Below are 21,696 nucleotides of genomic sequence, written 5' to 3'. Positions count from 1 at the left end.
AATGACCCGACTCTATAATCAACATATCGTCGTAGCCGGAGCCGCCCGAAGCGGTGTGGCCGTTGCCGAACTGATGCAGCGCAAGGGGGCCGGTGTGTTTGTCTCTGACGCCGGTACCATCGGCGAAGTATTCCGCGAGCGGCTCGAAAGCTCCGGCATACCGTATGAGCAGGGCGGGCACAGCGACAGGTCGCTGGAAGGCGATTTTCTGGTGCTGAGTCCGGGCGTGCCGGGCGACGCTCCGATTGTCAGGGCCTATGAAGATGCAGGCAAGCAGGTTCTGGCCGAAATCGAGGTCGCGTCCTGGTTCTGCGAGAGCCGCATTGTGGCGGTTACCGGATCGAACGGGAAAACGACGGTGGTCAACTGGCTGGCCGATATCTGGAAACGGGCGGGCCGGTCCTTCCTGCTGGCCGGAAATGTGGGAACGGCATTTTCAGAGGTCGTGGAAAAGTCTTCTGCCGAAACCGATGTCATTCTGGAGGTCAGCAGTTTTCAGCTGGATCACATCGACCGGTTCCGTGCAAGAGTGGCCATTTTGCTGAACATCACACCCGATCATCTCAACCGGTATCAGAACAGGTTCGAACACTACATCGCATCCAAAATGCAGCTCCCCGGCCATCAGACCGAAGAAGACACGCTGATTTACGGATACGATGACCTTGTGGTCAGGGAGCAGGTTGAAAAAATGGCATTGCAAACGGCGCATCCCGAACTGCTGCCGTTTTCCTCGGAAATTGAGGTGCCCGGCGCCTGTCTGAGGGACGGCATCATGCGCATTCAGACCAAAACGCACAACGAGGAGGTTTTGCCCATGGATCAGCTGGCACTTCCCGGCAAACATAATCTGCGAAACGGCCTTGCCGTGGCCCTTGCGGCCAGAGTGTGTGAAATTGACAAAGGCCCGATCCGTGACAGTCTGACCGGATTCGAGGGTGTGCCGCACAGGCTTCAGAAAGTGCGCGAGCTTGGCGGTGTGACCTATTACAATGACAGCAAGGCGACCAATGTGAACGCGGTGTGGTATGCTCTGACCAGTTTCAGGCGCCCGGTAATTCTCATCATGGGCGGGCGGGACAAAGGCAATGATTACCGCGAGTTGTATGATGAGGTCCGGGAAAAAGTCAAGGCGGTGATCGCCATCGGTGAAGGGCGGGATGCCATTCAGGAGCAGCTCCGCGGCGTGGCGCCGGTCATCTGGCTGGCCGATTCAATGCAGGATGCGGTGTACAAAAGCTATCTCAAAGCCGAAAAAGGCGACATCGTCCTGCTGAGTCCGGCATGCGCCTCGTTTGATATGTTTGAAAGTTATGAGGAGCGCGGGCACAAGTTTATTCAGGTGGTCATGACCCTGCAGGAAGAGTAACGTAAAAGTGATAAGAAGCAACTGAAATACCCATTATGATCGTATCCGATACATTCAAAAAGCAATATCTGTTCGAGCAGCCGGCGAACGGATCGGCATCGGCGCGGGGTGTGCCCAGCGACCGGTGGCTGCTTGTGGGTGTGATCATGCTCATGATGGCCGGACTGGTGGCGGTCTACTCCTCGATCGCCTTTTTTGCCGAAACCAGAAATACTACCGCCGGAACACTGGTGGGCGCACATGCCGCGAAGATGCTGATTTCGCTGCTGGTAATTATTTTTGTCTCCAAGGTGGATTACGATATCCTGGCCCGGTTAAGCAGGTATGCCCTGCTGTTGAGCTGGTTCTTCCTGATCATTGTAACCTTGTACGGCACCGAGGTTTTCGGCGCACGGCGGGCCCTGTCCATCGGTGCTTTTTCATTTCAGCCGTCATCTCTTGCAACCGTATCACTGCTGGTCTATGTTTCGCATCTGGTCTGCAGTAAACAGGCGTATATCCGTGATTTCAAGCGGGCTTTCATACCGATCATGATCTGGGTGCTGGTTACCTGCGCGCTCATCGCCCTCGAAGATTTCAGCAGTGCGGCACTGCTGCTCGCAATGTGTCTGGTTGTGATGTTTGTGGGACGCGTCAGTGCCCTGCACATATCAGCGCTGCTTCTGGCCGGTCTGATCGGCGCAGGAGCGATCCTGGCCCAGTCCGCCGAACGCCAAAGCCGGCTCACCAACTACGTCGATCAGGTCCGCCATATCGAAAGCAGCGAATTTCAGCTTTCCAGCGGCTATCAGGCTCAGCAGGCGCAGATCGCCATTGCACAGGGCGGCGTTTTTGGTGTCGGAATAGGCAAAAGCACACAGCGGGACTTCCTCCCGGCACCTTACAATGACTATATATATGCCATCATCACCGAAGAGTACGGACTGGTCGGCGCCGGAGTTGTTCTGCTGCTTTATGTGCTCATTTTGTTCCGGGGGATTGGTGTCATCGCCAAACGGGCACCCGATACGCTCGGCATGCTTCTGGCTGTGGCATGCACCCTCGGGGTGACGATGTTTGCTTTTGTCAATGCCGGAGTGGCGGTCGGACTGCTTCCGGTGACCGGACTGCCGATGCCTTTCATCAGCTACGGCGGAACCAGCATGCTCTTTTCCGGAGTGCTGATCGGTATCCTGCTGCGCATTTCCAAATTCAGGGAGGAGCAATATGGCTGATCCGATTCGCATAATGATCGCAGCCGGAGGCACCGGCGGACACGTCTTCCCGGCAATTGCCATTGCAGATGCCATACGGGAGGAGCAGCCGGGGGCAGCCATTTTGTTCGTCGGCACCCGTGACCGCATGGAATGGAAGGCCGTTCCGCAGGCCGGATACGAAATTGCCGCCATCTGGATCAGCGGCTTTCATCGCAGGCTGACACTGAAAAACCTGCTGTTCCCGCTGAAGCTGCTCGTCAGCATGTGGCAAAGCCGGCACCTGGTGCGCTCATTCCGCCCCGATGCCATGATTAGCTGCGGTGGATTTGCTTCCGGTCCGGCCGGATGGGTGGCCGCCCGCTACGGCATCCCGCTTTTCCTTCAGGAACAGAACAGCTATCCGGGGGTGACCAACCGCAAACTGGCTTCATCAGCGCAGCTGATATTCACCGCGTTTGAGGATGCCGCAAAGTGGTTCCCGGAGCAGAAGGTCCGGCATGAAGGCAATCCGGTCAGAAAATCGCTGGTATCGGATGTCCGTGACCCGGAAGTCCGCTCCGAAGCGTTCAACCACTTCGGATTTGATCCCGGCCGGCCCGTACTGCTTGTGATGGGTGGCAGCGGCGGGGCCAAAAGCATCAATGAGGCCATGTTCAGGCACCTTGAGACATTGCATGATAGTCTGGGATTTCAGATTATATGGCAATGCGGCAAACATTACCTGGCAGATGTAAAAGAACGACGAAACAGCTCCGGAAATACTCCGGCTGATTACCCCGATTTGCGCCTTTACGATTTTATGGATGACGTGTCCAAAGCCTGGGCGGCTGCCGACCTTGTTGTTTCAAGGGCCGGTGCGACAACCTGTGCGGAACTTATGGCCACCGGCAAGGCCGGCATACTGGTGCCGTCCCCGTGGGTGGCCGGTGACCACCAGACGCACAACGCCAGGGCGCTCTCCGACCGCGGGGCAGCCGTACTGATTAAAGATGAAGACCTGGACGAACAGCTTGCAGATACCTTATCGGAATTGATCGGCGATTCGTCACGGCGAAACGAGATTGAAAAAAAAGCAGCCGCCATGGCCCGGCCCGACGCGGCCGCATCCATAGCACGGCAGATCCTGGATCATATCACAAAAGCATCCGCCCGGAAAAAAAAGCCCGGCAATCACAACCAAACCCGGACCACAACAGCATGACCCGACCTGTCCAGACACAACCCGTTTTCGGCAACACAAAACATATCCACATGGTGGGTATCGGCGGGATAGGTATGAGCGGGATGGCGGAAATCCTGCTGCATCGCGGCTTTACGGTGTCCGGGTCGGATGGCAGCAAGAGTGAAACCACCAGGCGGCTGGAAAAACTCGGCGCCAGGGTGCATATCGGGCATGATCCGGCACATATCGAAGGCGCGGATGTGGTTGTCTATACAAGTGCGGTTACCGCTGAAGAGAACGAAGAAACCGCCGCCGCCCTGGAAAAGGGAGTTCCGGTTATCAAACGGGCCGAAATGCTGGCCGAGCTGATGCGAATGAAGTACGGCATCGGAATTGCCGGTACGCATGGCAAAACGACGGCCACAACCATGACCGGACTCGTCGTGCAGGCCGGCAGCTTTGATCCCACCATTATTGTCGGCGGACGTGTTCACAGTTTTGACAAGACCAATGCGGTGGTCGGCAAGGGGGATATCGTCATTGTGGAAGCAGATGAGTTTGACCGCACGTTCCTGCGGCTGAGCCCCTCGCTGGCGGTGATCACCAACATCGACATAGAGCACATGGATATCTATCAGGATGAGGATGATATCAAGAATGCGTTTGTCGAATTTGCCAACAAGGTGCCGTTTTATGGTGCTGTGGTACTCTGCCTGGACGATCAGAGACTGCAGAGCATCATTCCCGACATCGAACGGCGCATTATCACGTACGGATTCACCCCGCAGGCCAGGCTGCGTCCCGCCAGCATCACATCGAGCCATATCAAAAGTTCATTCGATGTGCTTTTCGATGACGAACATCTCGGCCACATTGATATCGATGCCCCGGGCGATCACAACATCCGGAATGCACTGTCTGCCATCGGGATCGGTCTGGAGCTGGGTATGTCGTTCGACGATATCCGCAAGGGACTCGCCCGGTACTCCGGCGTGTTCCGCCGCTTCCAGGTCAAGTACGACAGCAACGATATCCTGGTTGTCGATGACTACGCGCATCATCCAACCGAAGTAAAAGCCACCCTCGCTGCGGCCAGGAAAGGGTGGCCCGAGCGGCGCATCATTGCCGTTTTCCAGCCGCATCTCTATTCGCGCACCCTGCAGCAGCACAAGGAGTTCGGCTCCTCCTTCTTCGATGCGGAAAAGCTGATCCTCACGGATGTTTATCCTGCAAGGGAAGCCCCCATTGAAGGTGTCAGCGGCAAGCTGATTGCCGATACCGCACGCGCATACGGCCACCGCGATGTCCGGTATGTCCCCGACACCGCAGATCTGGCCGGCGAGCTCGGGCGCGTGGCAGAGCCGGGCGACATGATCATAACAATGGGCGCCGGCGATATCTACAAATACGGCGAAGCGTTCGTCCGCTCCCTCACATCCACCAAAACCGAAACCTCATGAGCAAGAAAAAGAAGGCATACGGTGTCGAGTACCTGTTCGCTGCCCTGTTTCTGGTCATAGGAGCGGTAGTGGCAGGATGGTATCTCACGCAGTCATCGGTGATCACCGGTATCTCGGTACAGGGAAATTACATGATCGCTGATGATGATGTGCTTGCCGAAAGCGGCCTGCAGGAGGGTGAGCACAGGGACAGCGTCGTGTTTCTGGATGTGATCGAAAACGTGGAGCGCATCCCCTGGGTGGCATCCGCGCACATGAATATGTCCCCTTCCGGGAACGTGCGCATCCGGGTAGAAGAGGAAGATCCTATTGCGCTGCTTGTGGATGGCCCGCGGAATGCACTCGTGACGGATTCGGGTGTGCAGCTGCCGGTGATTCTCGGCAAAGTGGTTGATGTGCCCATTTTGTATGGTTTTGACGTTACCGGGCAGCCCGACACGCTGTCGGGAAGTCACTTTGAACAGGCACGCGATTTCCTGACCAGCGTCCGTGAGTATCCCGGACTCTATGCCATGATCAGCGAAGTGATGGTGACCGACTCCGACGGCGTGGTGGCCCTGAGCGACGAAAATACGGTCAGGCTGACATTCGGAACCGGCAATTTTGACGACCGCATCCGCAAGTGGCAGGCGTTTCAGTCCCAGGTTATCCCGGAAAAAGGAATGCAGAGCGTACGGAGCCTGGACTTCCGGTTTCGCGGGCAGATAGTTGCGCGGGAATGATCCCGCAGAAAAGAATGCGATACTGTGCAGCATAAGATTATGACAAAATACCATTTAACATATTGAGCAAGGCTATGGAAGATCGGATCGTAGTAGGATTGGACATCGGAACCACCAAAGTGTGCGCGGTGGTCGCATCCATTGATGAGATGCAGAAAATCAACATCCTGGGTGTGGGCAAGGCCCCGAGCGACGGTCTCAACCGCGGAGTGGTGGTCAATATTGAAAAAACCGTCAACGCCATTCGCACCGCCATCGAACAGGCGCAGCTGGCTTCCGGCATCGAAGTCAAATCGGTGAACGTCGGCATTGCCGGTGACCACATACGCAGCATGCGCAGCAAGGGCGTGATCACCATCAACAACCGCGACAATGAAATTACCATGAAGGATGTCGAGCGGCTGCTGGAAGACTGCCAGCGGATCATGCTCCCCACCGATCAGCAGATCATCCACGTCATCCCGCAGGAATTTATCGTGGACGGGCAGGATGGGATCGGCGACCCTGTCGGCATGAGCGGCATGCGGATGGAAGCCGAGGTGCACATCATTACCGGACTTGTCTCGGCAGCCAAAAACATGTTCCGCTGTGTGGAGCGCGCCGGGTATCAGGTGGCGGATCTGATCCTGGAACCCCTGGCCTCATCCTATGCCGTGCTGGATCATGAAGAGAAAGAGGCCGGAGTGGTACTGGTGGATGTCGGCGGCGGCACGACCGACGTTGCCGTGTTCCAGGACAACACCATCCGCCATACGGCCGTGGTGGCCATTGCCGGACAAAAAGTGACCGATGATATCCGGATCGGGCTGAGCGTGCTGGAAGATCAGGCCGAGAGGCTCAAGCGCGAGCACGGACTGGCCTATGTGGACCTGATCCAGGATGATGAAATTATCACAGTGCCCGGCATTGCCGGACGTCCGCCCAAAGAGATCAAAAAGAGTATACTTTCCAAAATCATCCAGGCAAGAGTAGAGGAAATCCTGGAAATCGTTGCCATCGAAGTGAAACGCAGCGGTTACGGAAGCGAAATGAGCGCCGGCGTGGTACTTACCGGCGGCGGCTCACTGCTCGACGGAATCTGCCCGCTCGCCAACGATGTGCTCGGGATGGATGCCAAAGTGGGCATGCCCCGCGGACTGACCGGCGGCCTGGTGAACGAGGTCAAAAATCCCATATACGCTACCGGCGTCGGACTGGTTCTGCATGCGCTCCAGCACAATAAGCAATCCGGCGGACAGGTGATGATTCCCAATTCCACTCAGGGATCCAGCGTGGAAAAAGTCATGAACGGAATTGCAGCCAGGATGAAGAGCTGGTTTAAAGAACTTTAGAATAATATAGCAATCAAAACAAGGAGACGACTATGTCTAACCTCAATAACACACGTTTCAGCTTTGACGAACAAAGCCAGGAAAGCGCCAAGATCAAGGTCGTTGGCGTGGGTGGTGGCGGTGGAAATGCCATCAACAACATGATAGCAAAAGGCTTGAGCAATGTGGAGTATATTGCATTAAACACTGATGCGCAGGCGCTCAGGCAAAATCAGGCCGATGTGAACATCCAGGTCGGTAAAAACCTGACCAGCGGACTCGGAGCCGGTGCACGTCCGGAAATCGGCCGTGAGGCGGTGGAGGAAAACCGCCACGAAATCGAGGAATCCATCGAGGGTGCCGATATGGTTTTCGTTACCGCGGGCATGGGTGGCGGCACCGGAACGGGCGGCGCCCCTGTGATATCGGCCATTGCCAAACGCAAGGGCATCCTCACCGTCGGCATCGTTACGCTGCCGTTTGTCTGCGAAGGGAAAATCCGGATGAGATATGCCGTGGACGGTATCAATGAGCTCAAAAAGAACTGTGACACGGTGATTGTCATTCCCAATGAGCGGCTGCTGGACATCTGCGATGAAGACACCAGTCTGATGGCCGCATTTGAAATGGCCAACGAGGTGCTCTACAACGCCACGCGCGGGATCTCCGACCTGATTCTCATGCCGGGTCTGATCAACCTGGATTTTGCCGATGTGCGCACCACGATGATCGACGGAGGTGCCGCCATCATGGGCTCGGCTTCATCCACCGGTTCAGACCGCGCCGAAATCGCAGCCAGAGAAGCGATCAGTTCACCGCTGCTCGATGGCATCAGCATTCGCGGCGCGCGCAATGTGCTTGTCAACATATCGGCCGGCTCTACACTCGGAATGCGCGAGGCGACCACGGCCACCAGCATCATCCAGCAGGAGGCCGGTGAAGATGCTGAAATCATCTGGGGTACCGTACTGGATGAAGAGTTTGGCGAAGATCTGCGCATCACGGTAATTGCAACCGGATTCGATTCTGCAGACGAGGCGAGAAAAGCCGACGAAATGCAGAAAGAGGAGGAAAAAACATCCCGGACGGAAACCCGGAAACCGGAGCCTCAGCCCGATACGCCGGTCAGTCTTCCGGATGCCGATAAAATTCCGGACAAGTACAGGCGTAAAACCCCGGATGATTACTACAAAGGGGAAAAGAATCTCAAACACCTCGATTCTCCCGCGATCGAGCGAAGGTCGGACATGAAACCTGTTTCAGATGAAAACAAGAAGGACGATAACGAGGAAGAACCCAAACGTGGGCACTCTTTCCGCAGTCCCCAGAGCAGGCTTCTGAACAACAGGGATGAAAAAATAGACAAGAATAACACCGACCAGCCGGCATTCCTCCGGAAAATCATGGATTGATCTTTTTTTGATTGCTAGTAAGGGCTGTTCTTTGACCGGGGCAGCCCTTTTTATTTTTCCTGGGAGTGCTATATTCGGGGGAATGGAAAAAAACGACAGAAAGCATCTCGGCAAAAGCGCTCCGCCACAATCGGTCCGGGGAACGCTGCAAAATCTGATGCGGCTGATACGGCCCTATCAGTACACAAAAAATCTGTTCATTTTTCTGCCGGCGTTTTTCGATTTCCGGATGGATGACCCCCATATTGCGGAGCGCACCTTCATCGCCTTTGCTGCGTTTTGCATGGCCGCCGGTGCCGTTTACATATTCAATGACTGGATGGATCGCGCCGAAGATGCCCGGCATCCCGGGAAAAAGCACAGGCCGTTTGCTTCCGGCGCCATTTCGGCGAGCCATGCGTTTGTTCTTATGGGCGTTCTGATTGCAGGGGCGCTGCTCATTTCTGCATTGCTATCCTCCGTTATCGCCCTGCTCATATCCGGCTACATACTGATGAACGGATGGTATTCCCGGCAGCTGAAACACATTCCGCTTCTGGATGTTACGGTGATCGGACTGGGATTTGTCATCCGCCTGCTGGTCGGTGCGGATGCCGCCGGTGTAACCCTCTCCCCGTGGATTATCGTGCTGACCTTTTTGCTTGCCCTGTTTCTCTCGTTTGCCAAACGCCGGGATGATATCATTGTTCAAAAGGACGCGCCCCAAACCGCCGGCAAACCCATCCGCAAACCCATCGGTTACAACCTCAAATTCATTGACTCCTCGATGGTTATGACCGCCTCGGTTGTGGTGCTGGCCTATATACTCTGGACCTTTTCCACGGAAATTGCGGACCGGCTGGAGCAGGAGTCGCTTTACATGACGTCCCTTTTTGTGATACTCGGCATCCTCCGGTACATGTATATTACTTTTGTTGAAGAGAAAAGCGGAAACCCCTCGCTCATTCTGCTGCGCGACCGTTTTCTGCAGATCGTACTGGCGGGATGGATGGCAAGTCTGATCTGGATTTTGTATGTCTGAACCAGGTTTATATAGGATGTCTGCGGGATTCATCGTGCGAATCCTGACCATGTTTCTGATGATCCTTATCGTCGGAAGATTCATGATCGCTGTGGATTTCGTGCCCACATTGAACGACATCATAAGCATATTCAAAATTGCTTCTCTTGAGGGACCGGATCGCTGGGTGAATGGATTTTTCGGTCCGGGTTATACGCTGTTATATCTGCTGACCGGGGGATCGATGGCGCTCACGGCCGCAATATTTCTGCTGCTGACGGCCGTTTCTTTCTGGCTGATGTCCGGACTTTTTGCAACGGTACGGTTTCCGGCGGCCCTGTCCGAGGAGGCTTCAGGCACCGGTACCGTTTTATCCGCCACCGGCGAAACACCGCTTGCCGGAAGTATTCCCGCCATCGCCGCGTTCCTGATTCATCTGGTGCTGTTCGCCGTTCTCAAACTGAACTACTCGGACGGGGTTTTCCTGTTTCTTTTATCGATCGGACTTATGCTATTTCTCAGGTGCGTGATGTCGGACTCCCGCATTGGTGCGGCCGCATCCGCAGGTCTGCTCGCAGCCGGATTTTCTGTGCTGTTCCGGCAGCACGCACTGCCGTTTCTGCTGATATTCCTCACAGCCGCGGTTCTTTCTTCAGCGTACCAGTCCCGATTTGCGGACCGGGCAGCCGCATCCGCAGCAGACCCCGGACATTCCGCTGACCATCCTTCCGACGGATTGCCCGGGAGGATGACAAAAACGGTTCGCTCTGCGGCACCCTTGCTTGCGTATTCATGGGGATTGATTCTGATTCCGCTGGCGGGATTTCTGGCCATCACCGTCATCCATCCGGAAATCCGACCCGTCAGCTGGCAGAAATTCAATGTCTATCAATTTCTTTACGGAATGGACTGGTACCGCGTCGACCTGCTGCTTGCATCCGCCGGCTATCAGGAATTCAGCCTGCTTTCCGTTCTCGCCGATGATCCCGCCAGGCCGTTTCGCGCCGCCGCTGCAGCGGTGAGACCGTTGTGGCTGCCGCTTGTGCTGGTGCTGGCCATACCCGCCGGCGGATGGTTTCTGACCCGGCATTGGTTCCATGCAGCCGCATGTATCACGGCCATAATCTACATCCCGCTGATTCTTCCCGGGCTCGAGCGGGGACTCTATCCTGCAATGCTTGCCGCCTCGCTCTCTTTTGGCTTTCTGATCTGCGCCTTCCGGAAGCATCCCCGGATGCCGGCCGCTCTTGCCGCGATAGTGCTGATTGCCGGCGGACTCTCACTGCTTCACCTGATCCGCGAAGAAGTGCACCTCAGGGAGCAGAACCGCTATATGGAGCAGGAGCTCGAGCCGGCACTCAAACAGCTCGGAGCCACGGATGCCAACCGCATTATGAGCGATGACTACAATATCTGGTTCCGCAATTACAACACGCTGCAGGTCAACAATTTTCAGGGATGGCTCAACAAGCATCCCGCGTTCCGCGATTTTCAGCCCAACACCATGTTCAGGCAGCGGGATTTTGACAACAACGGGATACATTATATTGTTTACCTTACTGACGGATACATTGCCGGGGAGTACCCCGATGTGAGCTGCAGCGAGCACATCACACTCAAATATCATCATATCTGTAAACTGTGAACCCAAAATCTGACGTATGAGTGAAGACCGCCCCCCTGATCACAAACATCCTGTCAGCGGGTACGAAACAACCCTTTCGGGATGGGGACGTCATCCTGTGGTCCGGTCCCGGGTGGAGCCGGCATTTGACCGGCAAACCCTGAAGCAGAGCCTTCAGGCCGAAGGACAGCTGATTGCCTTCGGTCAGGGACGCAGTTACGGAGACAGTGCGCTCTCAGACCGGGTGGCGGATATGCGTCCGCTCGATCGTATGCTCAGCTTTGATGCGTCCGACGGGCTGCTTGTCTGCGAAGCGGGCGTGCTGCTGGCCGATGTCATCGGCACATTTCTGCCGCGCGGATGGTTTCTGCGCGTGACCCCCGGCACAAAATATACCACCATCGGCGGAGCCATCGCAGCGGATGTCCATGGGAAAAATCATCATAAAGCCGGCTGCTTCGGCACGTGGGTGAAGTGGATTGATCTCATGCTTGCGGACGGATCTGTCGTCAGATGTTCGACCGGACAGGAAACCGAACTCTTTCATGCGACATGCGGCGGGATGGGCCTAACCGGCATCATCATTCAGGCCGGGATACTCCTGCAGCCCGTCCCCTCGGCGAGCATCCGGCAGACGACCGTCAAAACGCGGGACCTGGCCGGGACATTTGAAGCCTTCGAAACCCACCACGATGCACCCTATTCTGTCGCATGGATCGACTGTATTTCCGGCGGAAGCAACCTTGGAAGATCGCTTATCATGCTGGGCGATTTTGCCGGTCCGGGTGACGCCGCCGGCGAATCCGGGCAAACCGAAACCCGCCGGGCACCATCGCAGCGAAAACGCACAATTGACTACACTCCGCCCGGACAGGGTGTGCGCATTCCGGATGCTTTTCCCGGATCGCTGCTGAACCGCCATACCATATCCCTTTTTAACGCTCTTTACTACCGAAAAGCGCCGCGGGGGCAAAGTTCCGGCAATGTCGGCCTGGATTCATTTTTTTATCCGCTGGATCGTCTCCGGAACTGGAACCGGATTTACGGCCGCAGCGGGATGATGCAGTATCAGTTTATCCTTCCCAAAGAGACCAGTTTCAACGGGATGGAGGAAATACTTGCTGAAATTACAAAAAGCAGGATGGGCAGCTTCCTTGCCGTGCTGAAGCTGTATGGCCCTGAAAATGATCACTACCTCTCCTTTCCCATGGAAGGATACAGTCTGGCGCTGGATTTCAAGATACAAAATGGCCTGCAGGATCTGTTTGATCGGCTCGATCGGCTGGTCATAAAATACAACGGACGGGTCTACCTGGCCAAAGATGCACGAATGAGCCGCAGGATGTTTGATCGGGGCTATCCCCGTGCGGACCGGTTTCGCAAGCTCAGGAAAGCGCTGGGGCTGGACAAAAAATTTCAGTCAATGCAGTCACTCAGACTGGGGCTGTGAATGTGACGAAAATGGACAGCAGATGATCTTCGCCGGCAGTCCGTTCCATCAGAAAACATACACTGATTTACCGAGGCAGCATTATGAAACAATCACGGGTTCTGATTTTAGGAGCAAACAGTGATATTGCCGTGGCGCTGGCGCGTCAGATGGCGCAGCTGGGGACCTCACTGTATCTCGCATCACGAAATATCGACGAACTTGAAAGAGAAGCGGCCAATTTGCGCACCCGGTATGATGCCGATGTCACGACAATACGGTTTGATGCCACCGATTACGAAAGCCATCCGGATTTTTATGCGGATCTTGATCCGGCACCCGACGGGGTGGTACTTGCATTCGGGCTGCTTGCTGATCAAAAAGCCTGCGGTGAAGATTTCGGTCAGGCCCGTGCTGTCATGGAAACCAACTACACAGGTGCGGCCCGGATTCTCGAGCTCGTTGCTGCCGATTTTGAAAAGAGGAAAAAGACGGCAGAAAACGATGAAGAAATCGCAGGAACTGCGGCAGCAAACCGGTTTATCGTCGGCATATCTTCGGTGGCCGGCGACCGTGGCCGGGCCGACAACTACACATACGGCAGCGCGAAGGCGGGATTTACCTCGCTGTTATCCGGTTTGAGACAGCGTCTGCATCCGCACGGAGTGCAGGTGCTCACCGTCAAACCCGGTTTTGTAGCGACCAAAATGACTGCCGGCAAACCTCTTCCCAAACATTTGACCGCTGATCCGGAGACAGTGGCCGGTGCCATTCTGAAAGGAATCCGCAAAAAAAAAGACGTGATCTATACCAGACCGGTTTGGCGGGTGATCATGAGTGTGATCAGGCACATTCCGGAGCCGGTTTTCAAACGAATGCGATTTTAATAATTGTAATAATAGTGCAAAATGTTGTGTTAAAAACGACTTCTATTTTAAGTAGATGAAGGTTTTACAATGATTATTAAAATATTTTAAAATATAACTTGACATTACATGGGGGGTAATATGTTGTTAACAGGTTTTCACGCACATGTTGCGCCGGACAAAATGATAGCCGGCCACGCAGGGATACAGGGCGCATCATGGGGCCGGCTGACAAATACCAGTCATTGACTGCGATTATCGACTGACGAGAGCATAGCCCAACCGCAAGAGGCAAACCACAGAGAGGGCGCCTCATGGCATATTTTTAGAAAATCAGCAGTTAAAACTGGAAAAATGATATACTTATTTATAATGTAAAAATTGGCAGACTAGTTACCACGCAACCTGATCAGGCTCGGTATATCGTTATGGTTCCGGATGCCTACCGTGATTACCCGGTTGATTTCAATATTTATTGGAAGGAAAAAAAAATGAGTACGCAACGTTTTACACTAAGTAATAAAGCCTTCAATATCTTCGGATCGGCCTTAGTAGTGTTACTCTTGCTGATACCGTCTGTAACCGTCGCTCAGTTTGCCGGGGGATCAGGCGCAAGAGTTCAGCATGATGTTCGCGCATCCGAGTCTGATGCTGAAAGTTCACGGGACTTCCGGAATAATCACGTTTTTATTCGCTTCTACGGACATAGTTTTCCCATGTCGATACAGTACCAGCGGTATCTGGGTTCCTTTCTGGGAGGCAATAGCTCTGTCACAGTTGGAAGTGGAGGCGGAGCCTTTGTTGATAATTACCAAACCATCAATATAGCTGCCTTGATCGAATACCCGCTTTTCTGGCGCTATTTTGCAGGGTACGGAGTTGGATACAACTACAGAGACGACAGAACTGAAATGGAGAACTACGACACAGGAGTTTCCCTTCATCTGAATCGAAGGGCATATGGAGAGGAGATCATCACCTATGGTTTTTCATTGAACTTTGGAGCCATTTTGTTTGACGAGGAGGGTGCCGAGATGAAGAATGATTTCCCATTTCTGATAAATGAAAGATTTATTTTTTCAATGGGCTTCCACTTTGGCCTGGGTTTTTAGTGCGATAATACGATAGGGTTTGGCCGACAAATACCAGTCATTGATTGTGATCATCGATCGATGAGAGCATAGCCAAACCGCCAAACGCAAAAAAAGAGAGCACGTCCATGGCTTTTTCCAACAGCGAGCACATTCAAGGGCAAAACGTGACCCGGGAAAATCGCAATCACATCATAAAAAGATACCAGGATATTTATTCTGATTAATTCAAAGAGTGGAAAAGTTCCGAAAATTGACAGCTTCATCATCATAGCTGTAATGGTTCTGCTGCCGGCCATCTCAATCGCCCGGTTTGCCGGCGGATCGGGTACAGAGCAGGATCCGTATCAAATTGAAACACGGGATCAGCTCCAGGCTATGGCTGACTCCGCCAATCTGGACAGACACTTCATCCATATCGCCGATATCGATGCTTCGGATACCGGAAACTGGAACGAAAGCAAAGGTTTTGAACCGATTGGGACGTACGGCGAAAATTTTTGCTCCACCTGCTTTGGTGGTTCCTTCGATGCAAGCGGCCTGTCCAGCGGCGTATTCATTTATCGCATCGAGGCAGGCGCTTATGTGATCTCCAGGAAAATGATGTTTGTGAAGTGAGGGGGGACACATTAACAATGCTGACACATAATAAGTAGTTATATCGCATAGCTCTTGCAATAAATCAAGAACCTTTTTAGTTTCATAATGAAACCACAACTTACTTATTTCATTATGCCAACGAATATTACCATTAAGGGAATTCCCGACGAGGTTTATCAAAAGCTTAAGCTGCAAGCGGATAAACATCATCGCAGTGTGAACAGTGAGGTCATTATGACCCTGAAAAAATCTCTTCAAAGTAGAATACATGATCCGGACATCCTTATTGACAGAGCCCGAAAACTAAAAAAAAGAGCTAAGGGTTCTTTATCCATTGAAGAAATTCAACAAGCGATTGATCAGGGTCGTCCATGATTGTTGCCGACACAAACCTGATTGCCAGTTTTTGGGTACCCAATAATATGGAGCAATTGGCCTATCAAAGCCTCAAAAAGGATCCCGAGTGGATTGCACCTCTGCTGTGGGTTTCTGAGTTCAGAAATGTTCTTTCCCTGTATTATCGCAAAAAGATCCTTGATTTATCTTCCATTTATCAGGCCATTGATGAAGCCGAAGAGCTCATGGGTACCAGAGAATGTTCAATCAATTCAAAGCAGGTTTTAACTTTGATGTCCGAGTCCACTTGCTCGGCCTATGATTGCGAATTTGTAGCCCTTGCATCTGATTTTGACATTCAACTCGTCACTTTTGATAAAAAAATTCTTTCTGAATTTTCTGCAATTGCGATTCATCCTGATGATTTCGTAGCTGGTTAGCCTGGTATTTTTTCTGCGATATAACAGGCAATTTCAAGCGGACGGGTTGAAAGTCTCTTGCCTTTCCCTGAGGGATTACCCCGCCGGTTAAATTGCGGGCCGTTAACGCTCTTTCTCAATACCAACTTATCATTTTTTCACGTTAAGTAATTATTTAGTACTTTAATTGTACGACATATTGTCCCCTAATTGCAAAACAATGGCTATATCCAATTTTTCTTTAGAGCAAGATATTCAACCTCTTTCGGATTTCAGAAAAAATGCTGCTGATTTTATTGGGCGTCTAAAGCGTGAAAAGCGATCAATAGTGCTGACTCAGCATGGTAAAAGTGCCGCTGTTCTTGTTGATGTTTCCGAATACCAACAAATGATTGATAAAATTACTCTCATGGAAGAACTCATGGAAGCAGACGGCCAAATTGCTCGTGGTGAAGTGATTGCTCATGAAGATGCTAAACAACTAATCCGTGAAAATCTGGCCAAGTGGAAGTAATCTGGACCAAACTTGCGATCCAAAGAGTTAATTCAAACGTAAACTATATCGATCAGTATAATTTCCAGGCGGCAAAAAAGTGGTCTGAGCTTATTTTTGAGAGAACAGATCAGCTCATTGAATATCCTGAATCAGGTAGAATTGTACCTGAATACAACCATCCCGATCTAAGAGAAATCATTGAAGGAAATTACAGAATCATATACCGAATTCGAAAACCGAAGCGAGTAATATACATCACAACGGTTCTCCATGTCCGGCAAAAACCGACCCAACCCGGCAAGTTATTTCGATAAGTTACCATATCACTCAGATACTCCAGAAATGAAGAAAGAACCTTTCGACGAATTTATCGAGAGCATCAAACAAGCCTACAAAATCCGAGTAGGTGAACTAAATGCTTCTCAATGAATCCAAGCGCGCTAACATACGAAACAACCGGGCGTGTGGGGCATTTCCGCCCCAGGATAACCGGCTGTCCACGCTGGTCATGCGTTTGCCGTGATAAAACAGTTACCCCAAGCTAAATGTGATTCTACAAAGACACATTCCCAAAGGAGGCTAAAATGAACAACTTTCTGTTTAAAATTACTTTAGTAAGCATTTTAAGCTTCGCCTTGGCAAGCTGTGATATATTTCAGGCTAACGATGAAAACCGACATTCTGTGGATTATCAATACATGCCTGGTGAGGTTTTAGTCACGTTGGAAGAAGAATTTAATGTGCAAGATTTAAGAACAGTATTAGAAAATCTCGAGGCTGAGTGGAACAGGTCATTGGCTGATGGACATGTAATTCAAGTTCGAGAAACCCGGGAGAAACGATGGGTTCAAAAATTGGAAGAGGAGGAAGTAATTCATAATGCGCAGCTTAATCGATTCGGCTATTCCTATTCAATTATAGCATCCGAATCCGGAAATTTTCCAATTATTGAAGATGATTCACTTAAAGTGGAGATCACTTATGGCGGATGCGGCCCCGGCCACGAATATTCATTGGAGTATGAAGCCAGGGGGGCTTCATCTTTTGATTTATGGCTATTCAAAAAAACACCCGATGAACCTTGCCGTGCAATTATCAGAGATACCAGAGCTTTTAAAATTCCTCAAGAATTAATGAATGCTCAAAATCTTGTATTGCTTAACCCGGTAAATGAAAGAATCATTTTGCGTGATTGATTTTTCTGCTCTTTTTTAAACTACGTTTAGACAATCATTAATACTATATAATGTTCTATATCAAGGGTTTGAAAAAGAGGGGCGGATGTACTTCGCCTGTTCACCACATCCTTCTCCCTGCCGGTTAAACGCGGAACCGTAAATACATCTGATCCCAACTTGCAGCTTCCTGATCATGACTGAGGCTCTTATATTCAGTCATGTCCAAATCCAAAGATGATAGACACCTTATTGTCGTAGCTGGTCCTGATGGGTCAGCAAAATCACTATTGCTTCAGAAACCCTTGAAGATAAAAACGTAATCTGCCTCAGTGCCGACGATATCGCCTTGCAAGTTTCTCCGGAAAACCCGCAAGCTGCCAGAAGTTAAGCTGGAAAAGTGTTTTCCAGACGATTAGAGTACTCTGTTTTACAAAGTGATAGTTTCTGATTGAATCAAACTGACGGGGCCCTTGCTGTTGTCAAATGCAATTCTGTAGAGAATGCTTGCCCCATTCTCTGAGGGTTGCGTTACTGCTTCAGGTTAAAACTTTTGCGTTATACCCAGCTTTAGAAAGGACATTGTCAAGTAACATATTCCAATTCCCCTCTGCTACCAGCAGTTTAATTTATGAGTTTCTAAATCCATTAAAAATGGAGGCCTGTCCATCCTGACAGACGCTTGATTATGGCGTCCAAACAGCTTTTCGGGCTTTTTTACAAAACTCTGTTCTGTAACTGTTCACTAAAGTGTGAACTATCCCAGATCTTTTAACGGCCTGCCACCCTGTTTCCCAATCAATTTGACGGGTTGGAACTACCCCTGTTTTACATTACGGGCTTACAGGATGGGGCCATGAATAACTTTTGCTTTTCTTCGTCATCTGGCCTTTAAAACCTTTATACGGCTGATTTTTCGCTAGAACGTACCACACAATGCGCGAGAGTTCTTTGGCTACGATGGTGCGGGCAACTTTGGGACCCTTGCGGCGCCTGAGCTTGTTATAAAACTTCTTCACCTCACCGTAATTCGTATAAGCCCCAATTGCCGCTTGGCCAAAGGCAATTTTCAGATACTTGTTGCCATCTTTGGAACCGGTTTTATGGCGTTGCTTTCCTCCACTGTCATTGCTGCCCGGTACCAGACGGCAGTAACTGGCAAACTGCTTGTCGGAAGGAAAACGGGTAATATCACCGACTTCAGACAAAATGGACCAGGCACTTACTGGTCCGATACCCGGAATTTCCATCAATCGTTTAACTTCTTCACGGTACCAGAGTTGCCGGTCAATGGCTTTTTCAATCCGATCTATGGAATTCTGCATCTCTATGACCTGGTCGATGCTCAGACTTGCCTCCAGCCATGCTTCATCCGGAAGATGATTCCTGAGAGACATGCGTAAATTTCTGACATTTCGCCAGTCGGAGGATTTTACCGTCAGGTTGTAACGTGTAGCAATACTGTAAGTAAAGTTTTGGAACTGATTTCGTTTAAGAATCCACCGAAGTCGAGCCCGGGTCAATTCACGAAGTTCTCGTTGCCGCTTTTCGGATTTCCAGCTTTCCGGAACCAGTCCAGTGCGCAACAGCTCGGCGAGCATATGCGCATCCACAGAGTCGGTTTTAACCTTAGCATAAGAGATGGCCTTGAGCATTTTGGCATGGGCCAGTTTCAAGGTTATGCCCTTATGGCGAAACCAGTCGTCAAGCCAATACCAGCTGCTTGTACTTTCAACAACGGCTTGTGCCGGATGACTGATCTTTGAAAAAAAACGATCTAATGCCAAGGAACAGCAACGAATGCTTTCCAGTTTCAACAAATCACCGTTGTCATTTACCGCGGCAAGCGTCATATTGCGAGTATGTAGGTCTATTCCGATGTGTATCATGGCGTCCTCCATTATGTTTCATTTCGGTTATACTGAGTACTGAAATGTAACAAAGGGGGACGTCCTTTTTTAAAAGATCAATTTATACCCCAATTGCTGATACCGGGCCTCCAAGATTCGACCTAAAGGTTAGAAAAGGAGAAAAGATTGTTGTAAAATATCCTGCCATGCCAAAAGGAGCACGTTATGACGAGTCTGGTCAAAATAAGTTTAGATATCATCTGGGGTTGTGCAGTGAACCAGACCTGGCCTCTTTCTTATCTGAGAAAAATCGTATTACACCAACGTTTCGATTACTAAGTGAATAACCAACCATACGGTTGGACAGACTTTCGCCCGCCCACTACATCCTCACCGAGCCGGTTAAATGCTGGCCATTAGCCTGCCCGGTGAACTGGCATTGGATCAGAACTATCCGAACCCCTTCAATCCATCCAACTAAATCCGGTTCGCCATACCTGAACAGGCACACGTAACGCAGACGGTTTACGATGTTCTCGGTCAGAAGGCAGCTACACTGGTCGATGAAACCCGCTGAGCCGGCTGGCATGATGTGACTTTCGACGCAAGCGGCCTGCCCAGCGGTGTATTCATTTATCGTCTCGAGGCGGGCGCATATGTGATCTCCTGGAAGATGATGTTTGTGCAGTGAGGAGACACAGCAGTAATTTTGACATATAATAAATAGTTAAACCTCTGCCCCACCCCTTTCTATTTCGAATAATTATTTTTCGGTGTTCACGTTTTTGTTAACTTGGGCAGATGAGAGAAGTCATATTCTATAAAACACAATCTGGCAAATCACCTATCGCTGATTTTTTAGACTCGCTAAATGCCAAACAAGCCCAAAAAGTCGCCTGGGTGCTTAGCCTGATTGAAAACTCTAAACGCGTCCCTAAAGAATATTTCAAAAAACTAACCGGTACCTCTGGCATTTGGGAAGTCCGGGTTCAATCTGGATCAAACATTTTTCGTCTACTCGGTTTTATGCACAACGGGCGGCTAGTTATACTTACCAACGGATTCCAAAAAAAGTCACAGAAAACACCGAAGAACGAAATCCAGATTGCTGAACAACGAAAATCGGATTACTTACTTAGGAAAGGAGAATCATTATGAGCGATTTAGAAGCTTATATCCAGGAACGGAAAAAGGCAGATCCCGAATTTGCCAAAAATTTTGAATCCGGCTATCAAAAGTTTAAAATCGGCGTCATGCTCAAACTTGCCAGAGAAGATGCCGGATTAACACAGGAAGAAGTCGCACAAAAACTGAACACCAAGAAGTCTGCAATTTCCAGAATTGAAAATCATGCCGAGGATATCAGGCTCTCTACGCTGGAAAAATACGCAAGGGCCTTTGGCAAAACCTTGAAGCTTGAATTACAGGACTCTTCAGAGGTTTAACAAGGCGTTAACCGTACGGGTGGACGGACTTCGCCCGTCCACAACATCCATCTCCCCGCCGGTTAAACGCGGGGCCGTTAGAGCATTTAAAGTCCATGCTTGTAATAATTCGCTTAAAATGATACTTTAGTGATACTATGAAAACAGAACTTGTCACCACACTGAAACGTCAAGCCACAAAGCTTCTGGACGAACTCAAACGGGAGAAGGAGCCTGTTTTGATCACAGAGCATGGCAAGCCTTCTGCTTATCTTATTGATGTGGAATCATTTGAAAACTTACTTCGCAGGATGAAACTCCTGGAAGGTCTTGCGAGAGGCGAAAAAGCTATCCTTGAAGATCGCGTAGTGACACATGAAGAGGCCCAAAAGAAAATGAGTCGATGGCTCAAATAATCTGGACGGAACCGGCACTTCAAGAACTCGATGATATTGCTGATTACATCTCACTGGACAATCCGAAAGTTGCCAGGAATCTTGTTCGCAGTGTTTTCAAACGTGTCGTTCAACTACGTGAATATCCAAAATCAGGAAAACCTGTAGAAGATCTGGAAGAGTCCACTTATCGCAGGTTATTGGTTTCGCCTTGCCAGATTTTTTACAGAGAAGAAAATAACCGGATCTACATCATCCACATAATTAGAGATGAACAATTACTTCATCTTGATATTCTCAGGAAGCGTTAAATACGAAGGATTTCAACTCAGTTAAGGAAATCTCGCTGCTGAACATTTA

24 protein-coding genes are annotated in these 21,696 nt (G+C 50.8%); 23 read left to right on the top strand and 1 reads right to left on the bottom strand.

Annotation, left to right across the window (positions count from 1 at the left end):
• Position 1: 1 nt before the first annotated feature.
• The 19 genes from murD to NATSA_RS11980 all read left to right on the top strand — a co-directional run bounded on the left by murD (position 2) and on the right by NATSA_RS11980 (position 17,688).
• Entirely contained in the window at positions 2-1,369 is a 1,368-nt protein-coding gene (gene murD, locus NATSA_RS12070; RefSeq protein ID WP_210512856.1) for a UDP-N-acetylmuramoyl-L-alanine--D-glutamate ligase, read from the top strand.
• 35 nt (positions 1,370-1,404) lie between these two features.
• Positions 1,405-2,583, top strand: coding sequence for an FtsW/RodA/SpoVE family cell cycle protein (locus NATSA_RS12065; RefSeq protein ID WP_210512855.1), 1,179 nt, complete (start codon positions 1,405-1,407; stop codon positions 2,581-2,583).
• Positions 2,576-3,766: an undecaprenyldiphospho-muramoylpentapeptide beta-N-acetylglucosaminyltransferase gene (murG, locus tag NATSA_RS12060; RefSeq protein ID WP_210512854.1), complete on the top strand. Its 1,191-nt coding sequence runs from the start codon at positions 2,576-2,578 to the stop codon at positions 3,764-3,766. The genes NATSA_RS12065 and murG overlap by 8 nt, the downstream gene beginning before the upstream one ends.
• The gene (murC, locus tag NATSA_RS12055; protein ID WP_210512853.1) at positions 3,763-5,187 is read left to right on the top strand and encodes a UDP-N-acetylmuramate--L-alanine ligase; all 1,425 of its coding nucleotides are present in this window, start codon (positions 3,763-3,765) and stop codon (positions 5,185-5,187) included. The genes murG and murC overlap by 4 nt, the downstream gene beginning before the upstream one ends.
• Positions 5,184-5,909 carry a cell division protein FtsQ/DivIB gene (locus NATSA_RS12050; RefSeq protein ID WP_210512852.1) on the top strand — a complete coding sequence of 242 codons (726 nt, stop codon included), beginning with the start codon at positions 5,184-5,186 and terminating at the stop codon, positions 5,907-5,909. Before murC ends, NATSA_RS12050 begins: the two co-directional genes overlap by 4 nt.
• 74 nt (positions 5,910-5,983) lie before the next feature.
• On the top strand, positions 5,984-7,240 hold the full coding sequence (gene ftsA, locus NATSA_RS12045; RefSeq protein ID WP_210512851.1) for a cell division protein FtsA: 1,257 nt from the start codon (positions 5,984-5,986) through the stop codon (positions 7,238-7,240).
• A gap of 32 nt (positions 7,241-7,272) precedes the next feature.
• Entirely contained in the window at positions 7,273-8,631 is a 1,359-nt protein-coding gene (gene ftsZ, locus NATSA_RS12040) for a cell division protein FtsZ (RefSeq protein ID WP_210512850.1), read from the top strand.
• 82 nt (positions 8,632-8,713) lie between these two features.
• Complete coding sequence (locus NATSA_RS12035) at positions 8,714-9,652, top strand: UbiA prenyltransferase family protein (protein ID WP_210512849.1); 939 nt, start codon at positions 8,714-8,716, stop codon at positions 9,650-9,652.
• Between the two features lie 16 nt (positions 9,653-9,668).
• Positions 9,669-11,276, top strand: a complete 1,608-nt coding sequence (locus NATSA_RS12030) for a hypothetical protein (protein WP_210512848.1) — start codon at positions 9,669-9,671, stop codon at positions 11,274-11,276.
• Positions 11,277-11,292: 16 nt separating this feature from the next.
• Positions 11,293-12,705 carry an FAD-binding oxidoreductase gene (locus NATSA_RS12025; protein ID WP_210512847.1) on the top strand — a complete coding sequence of 471 codons (1,413 nt, stop codon included), beginning with the start codon at positions 11,293-11,295 and terminating at the stop codon, positions 12,703-12,705.
• Between the two features lie 83 nt (positions 12,706-12,788).
• Complete coding sequence (locus NATSA_RS12020) at positions 12,789-13,571, top strand: SDR family oxidoreductase (protein ID WP_210512846.1); 783 nt, start codon at positions 12,789-12,791, stop codon at positions 13,569-13,571.
• Positions 13,572-14,041: 470 nt separating this feature from the next.
• Complete coding sequence (locus NATSA_RS12015; protein WP_210512845.1) at positions 14,042-14,662, top strand: hypothetical protein; 621 nt, start codon at positions 14,042-14,044, stop codon at positions 14,660-14,662.
• Positions 14,663-14,920: 258 nt separating this feature from the next.
• Entirely contained in the window at positions 14,921-15,259 is a 339-nt protein-coding gene (locus NATSA_RS12010; RefSeq protein WP_210512844.1) for a hypothetical protein, read from the top strand.
• Between the two features lie 114 nt (positions 15,260-15,373).
• A complete protein-coding gene (locus NATSA_RS12005) occupies positions 15,374-15,616 on the top strand; it encodes a FitA-like ribbon-helix-helix domain-containing protein (RefSeq protein ID WP_210512843.1) in 243 nt (80 codons plus the stop codon).
• Positions 15,613-16,017 carry a type II toxin-antitoxin system VapC family toxin gene (locus NATSA_RS12000; RefSeq protein ID WP_210512842.1) on the top strand — a complete coding sequence of 135 codons (405 nt, stop codon included), beginning with the start codon at positions 15,613-15,615 and terminating at the stop codon, positions 16,015-16,017. The genes NATSA_RS12005 and NATSA_RS12000 overlap by 4 nt, the downstream gene beginning before the upstream one ends.
• 199 nt (positions 16,018-16,216) lie before the next feature.
• Positions 16,217-16,510 (top strand): type II toxin-antitoxin system Phd/YefM family antitoxin, encoded by a 294-nt coding sequence (locus NATSA_RS11995; RefSeq protein WP_210512841.1) that lies wholly within the window; start codon positions 16,217-16,219, stop codon positions 16,508-16,510.
• Positions 16,501-16,806, top strand: coding sequence for a type II toxin-antitoxin system RelE/ParE family toxin (locus NATSA_RS15815; RefSeq protein WP_210512840.1), 306 nt, complete (start codon positions 16,501-16,503; stop codon positions 16,804-16,806). The genes NATSA_RS11995 and NATSA_RS15815 overlap by 10 nt, the downstream gene beginning before the upstream one ends.
• Complete coding sequence (locus NATSA_RS11985) at positions 16,763-16,921, top strand: hypothetical protein (protein ID WP_210512929.1); 159 nt, start codon at positions 16,763-16,765, stop codon at positions 16,919-16,921. The genes NATSA_RS15815 and NATSA_RS11985 overlap by 44 nt, the downstream gene beginning before the upstream one ends.
• A 155-nt stretch (positions 16,922-17,076) precedes the next feature.
• Entirely contained in the window at positions 17,077-17,688 is a 612-nt protein-coding gene (locus NATSA_RS11980; RefSeq protein ID WP_210512839.1) for a hypothetical protein, read from the top strand.
• Between the two features lie 812 nt (positions 17,689-18,500).
• Here the strand turns inward: NATSA_RS11980 and NATSA_RS11975 are convergent.
• Positions 18,501-19,556, bottom strand: a complete 1,056-nt coding sequence (locus tag NATSA_RS11975; RefSeq protein WP_210512838.1) for an IS110 family RNA-guided transposase — start codon at positions 19,554-19,556, stop codon at positions 18,501-18,503.
• Between the two features lie 762 nt (positions 19,557-20,318).
• Here NATSA_RS11975 and NATSA_RS11970 point away from each other — a divergent pair.
• The 4 genes from NATSA_RS11970 to NATSA_RS11955 all read left to right on the top strand — a co-directional run bounded on the left by NATSA_RS11970 (position 20,319) and on the right by NATSA_RS11955 (position 21,647).
• The gene (locus NATSA_RS11970) at positions 20,319-20,675 is read left to right on the top strand and encodes a type II toxin-antitoxin system RelE/ParE family toxin (RefSeq protein WP_210512837.1); all 357 of its coding nucleotides are present in this window, start codon (positions 20,319-20,321) and stop codon (positions 20,673-20,675) included.
• Entirely contained in the window at positions 20,672-20,962 is a 291-nt protein-coding gene (locus tag NATSA_RS11965) for a helix-turn-helix domain-containing protein (RefSeq protein ID WP_210512836.1), read from the top strand. The genes NATSA_RS11970 and NATSA_RS11965 overlap by 4 nt, the downstream gene beginning before the upstream one ends.
• A 137-nt stretch (positions 20,963-21,099) precedes the next feature.
• Positions 21,100-21,357, top strand: a complete 258-nt coding sequence (locus NATSA_RS11960; protein ID WP_210512835.1) for a type II toxin-antitoxin system Phd/YefM family antitoxin — start codon at positions 21,100-21,102, stop codon at positions 21,355-21,357.
• A complete protein-coding gene (locus NATSA_RS11955; RefSeq protein ID WP_210512834.1) occupies positions 21,345-21,647 on the top strand; it encodes a type II toxin-antitoxin system RelE/ParE family toxin in 303 nt (100 codons plus the stop codon). The genes NATSA_RS11960 and NATSA_RS11955 overlap by 13 nt, the downstream gene beginning before the upstream one ends.
• Positions 21,648-21,696: the final 49 nt, after the last annotated feature.

The sequence above is a fragment of the Natronogracilivirga saccharolytica genome (assembly GCF_017921895.1).
In the GTDB taxonomy this organism is placed as follows: domain Bacteria; phylum Bacteroidota; class Rhodothermia; order Balneolales; family Natronogracilivirgulaceae; genus Natronogracilivirga; species Natronogracilivirga saccharolytica.
Note: the sequence above shows the minus strand (reverse complement) of the source record. Positions and strands in the feature narration are given on the sequence as shown.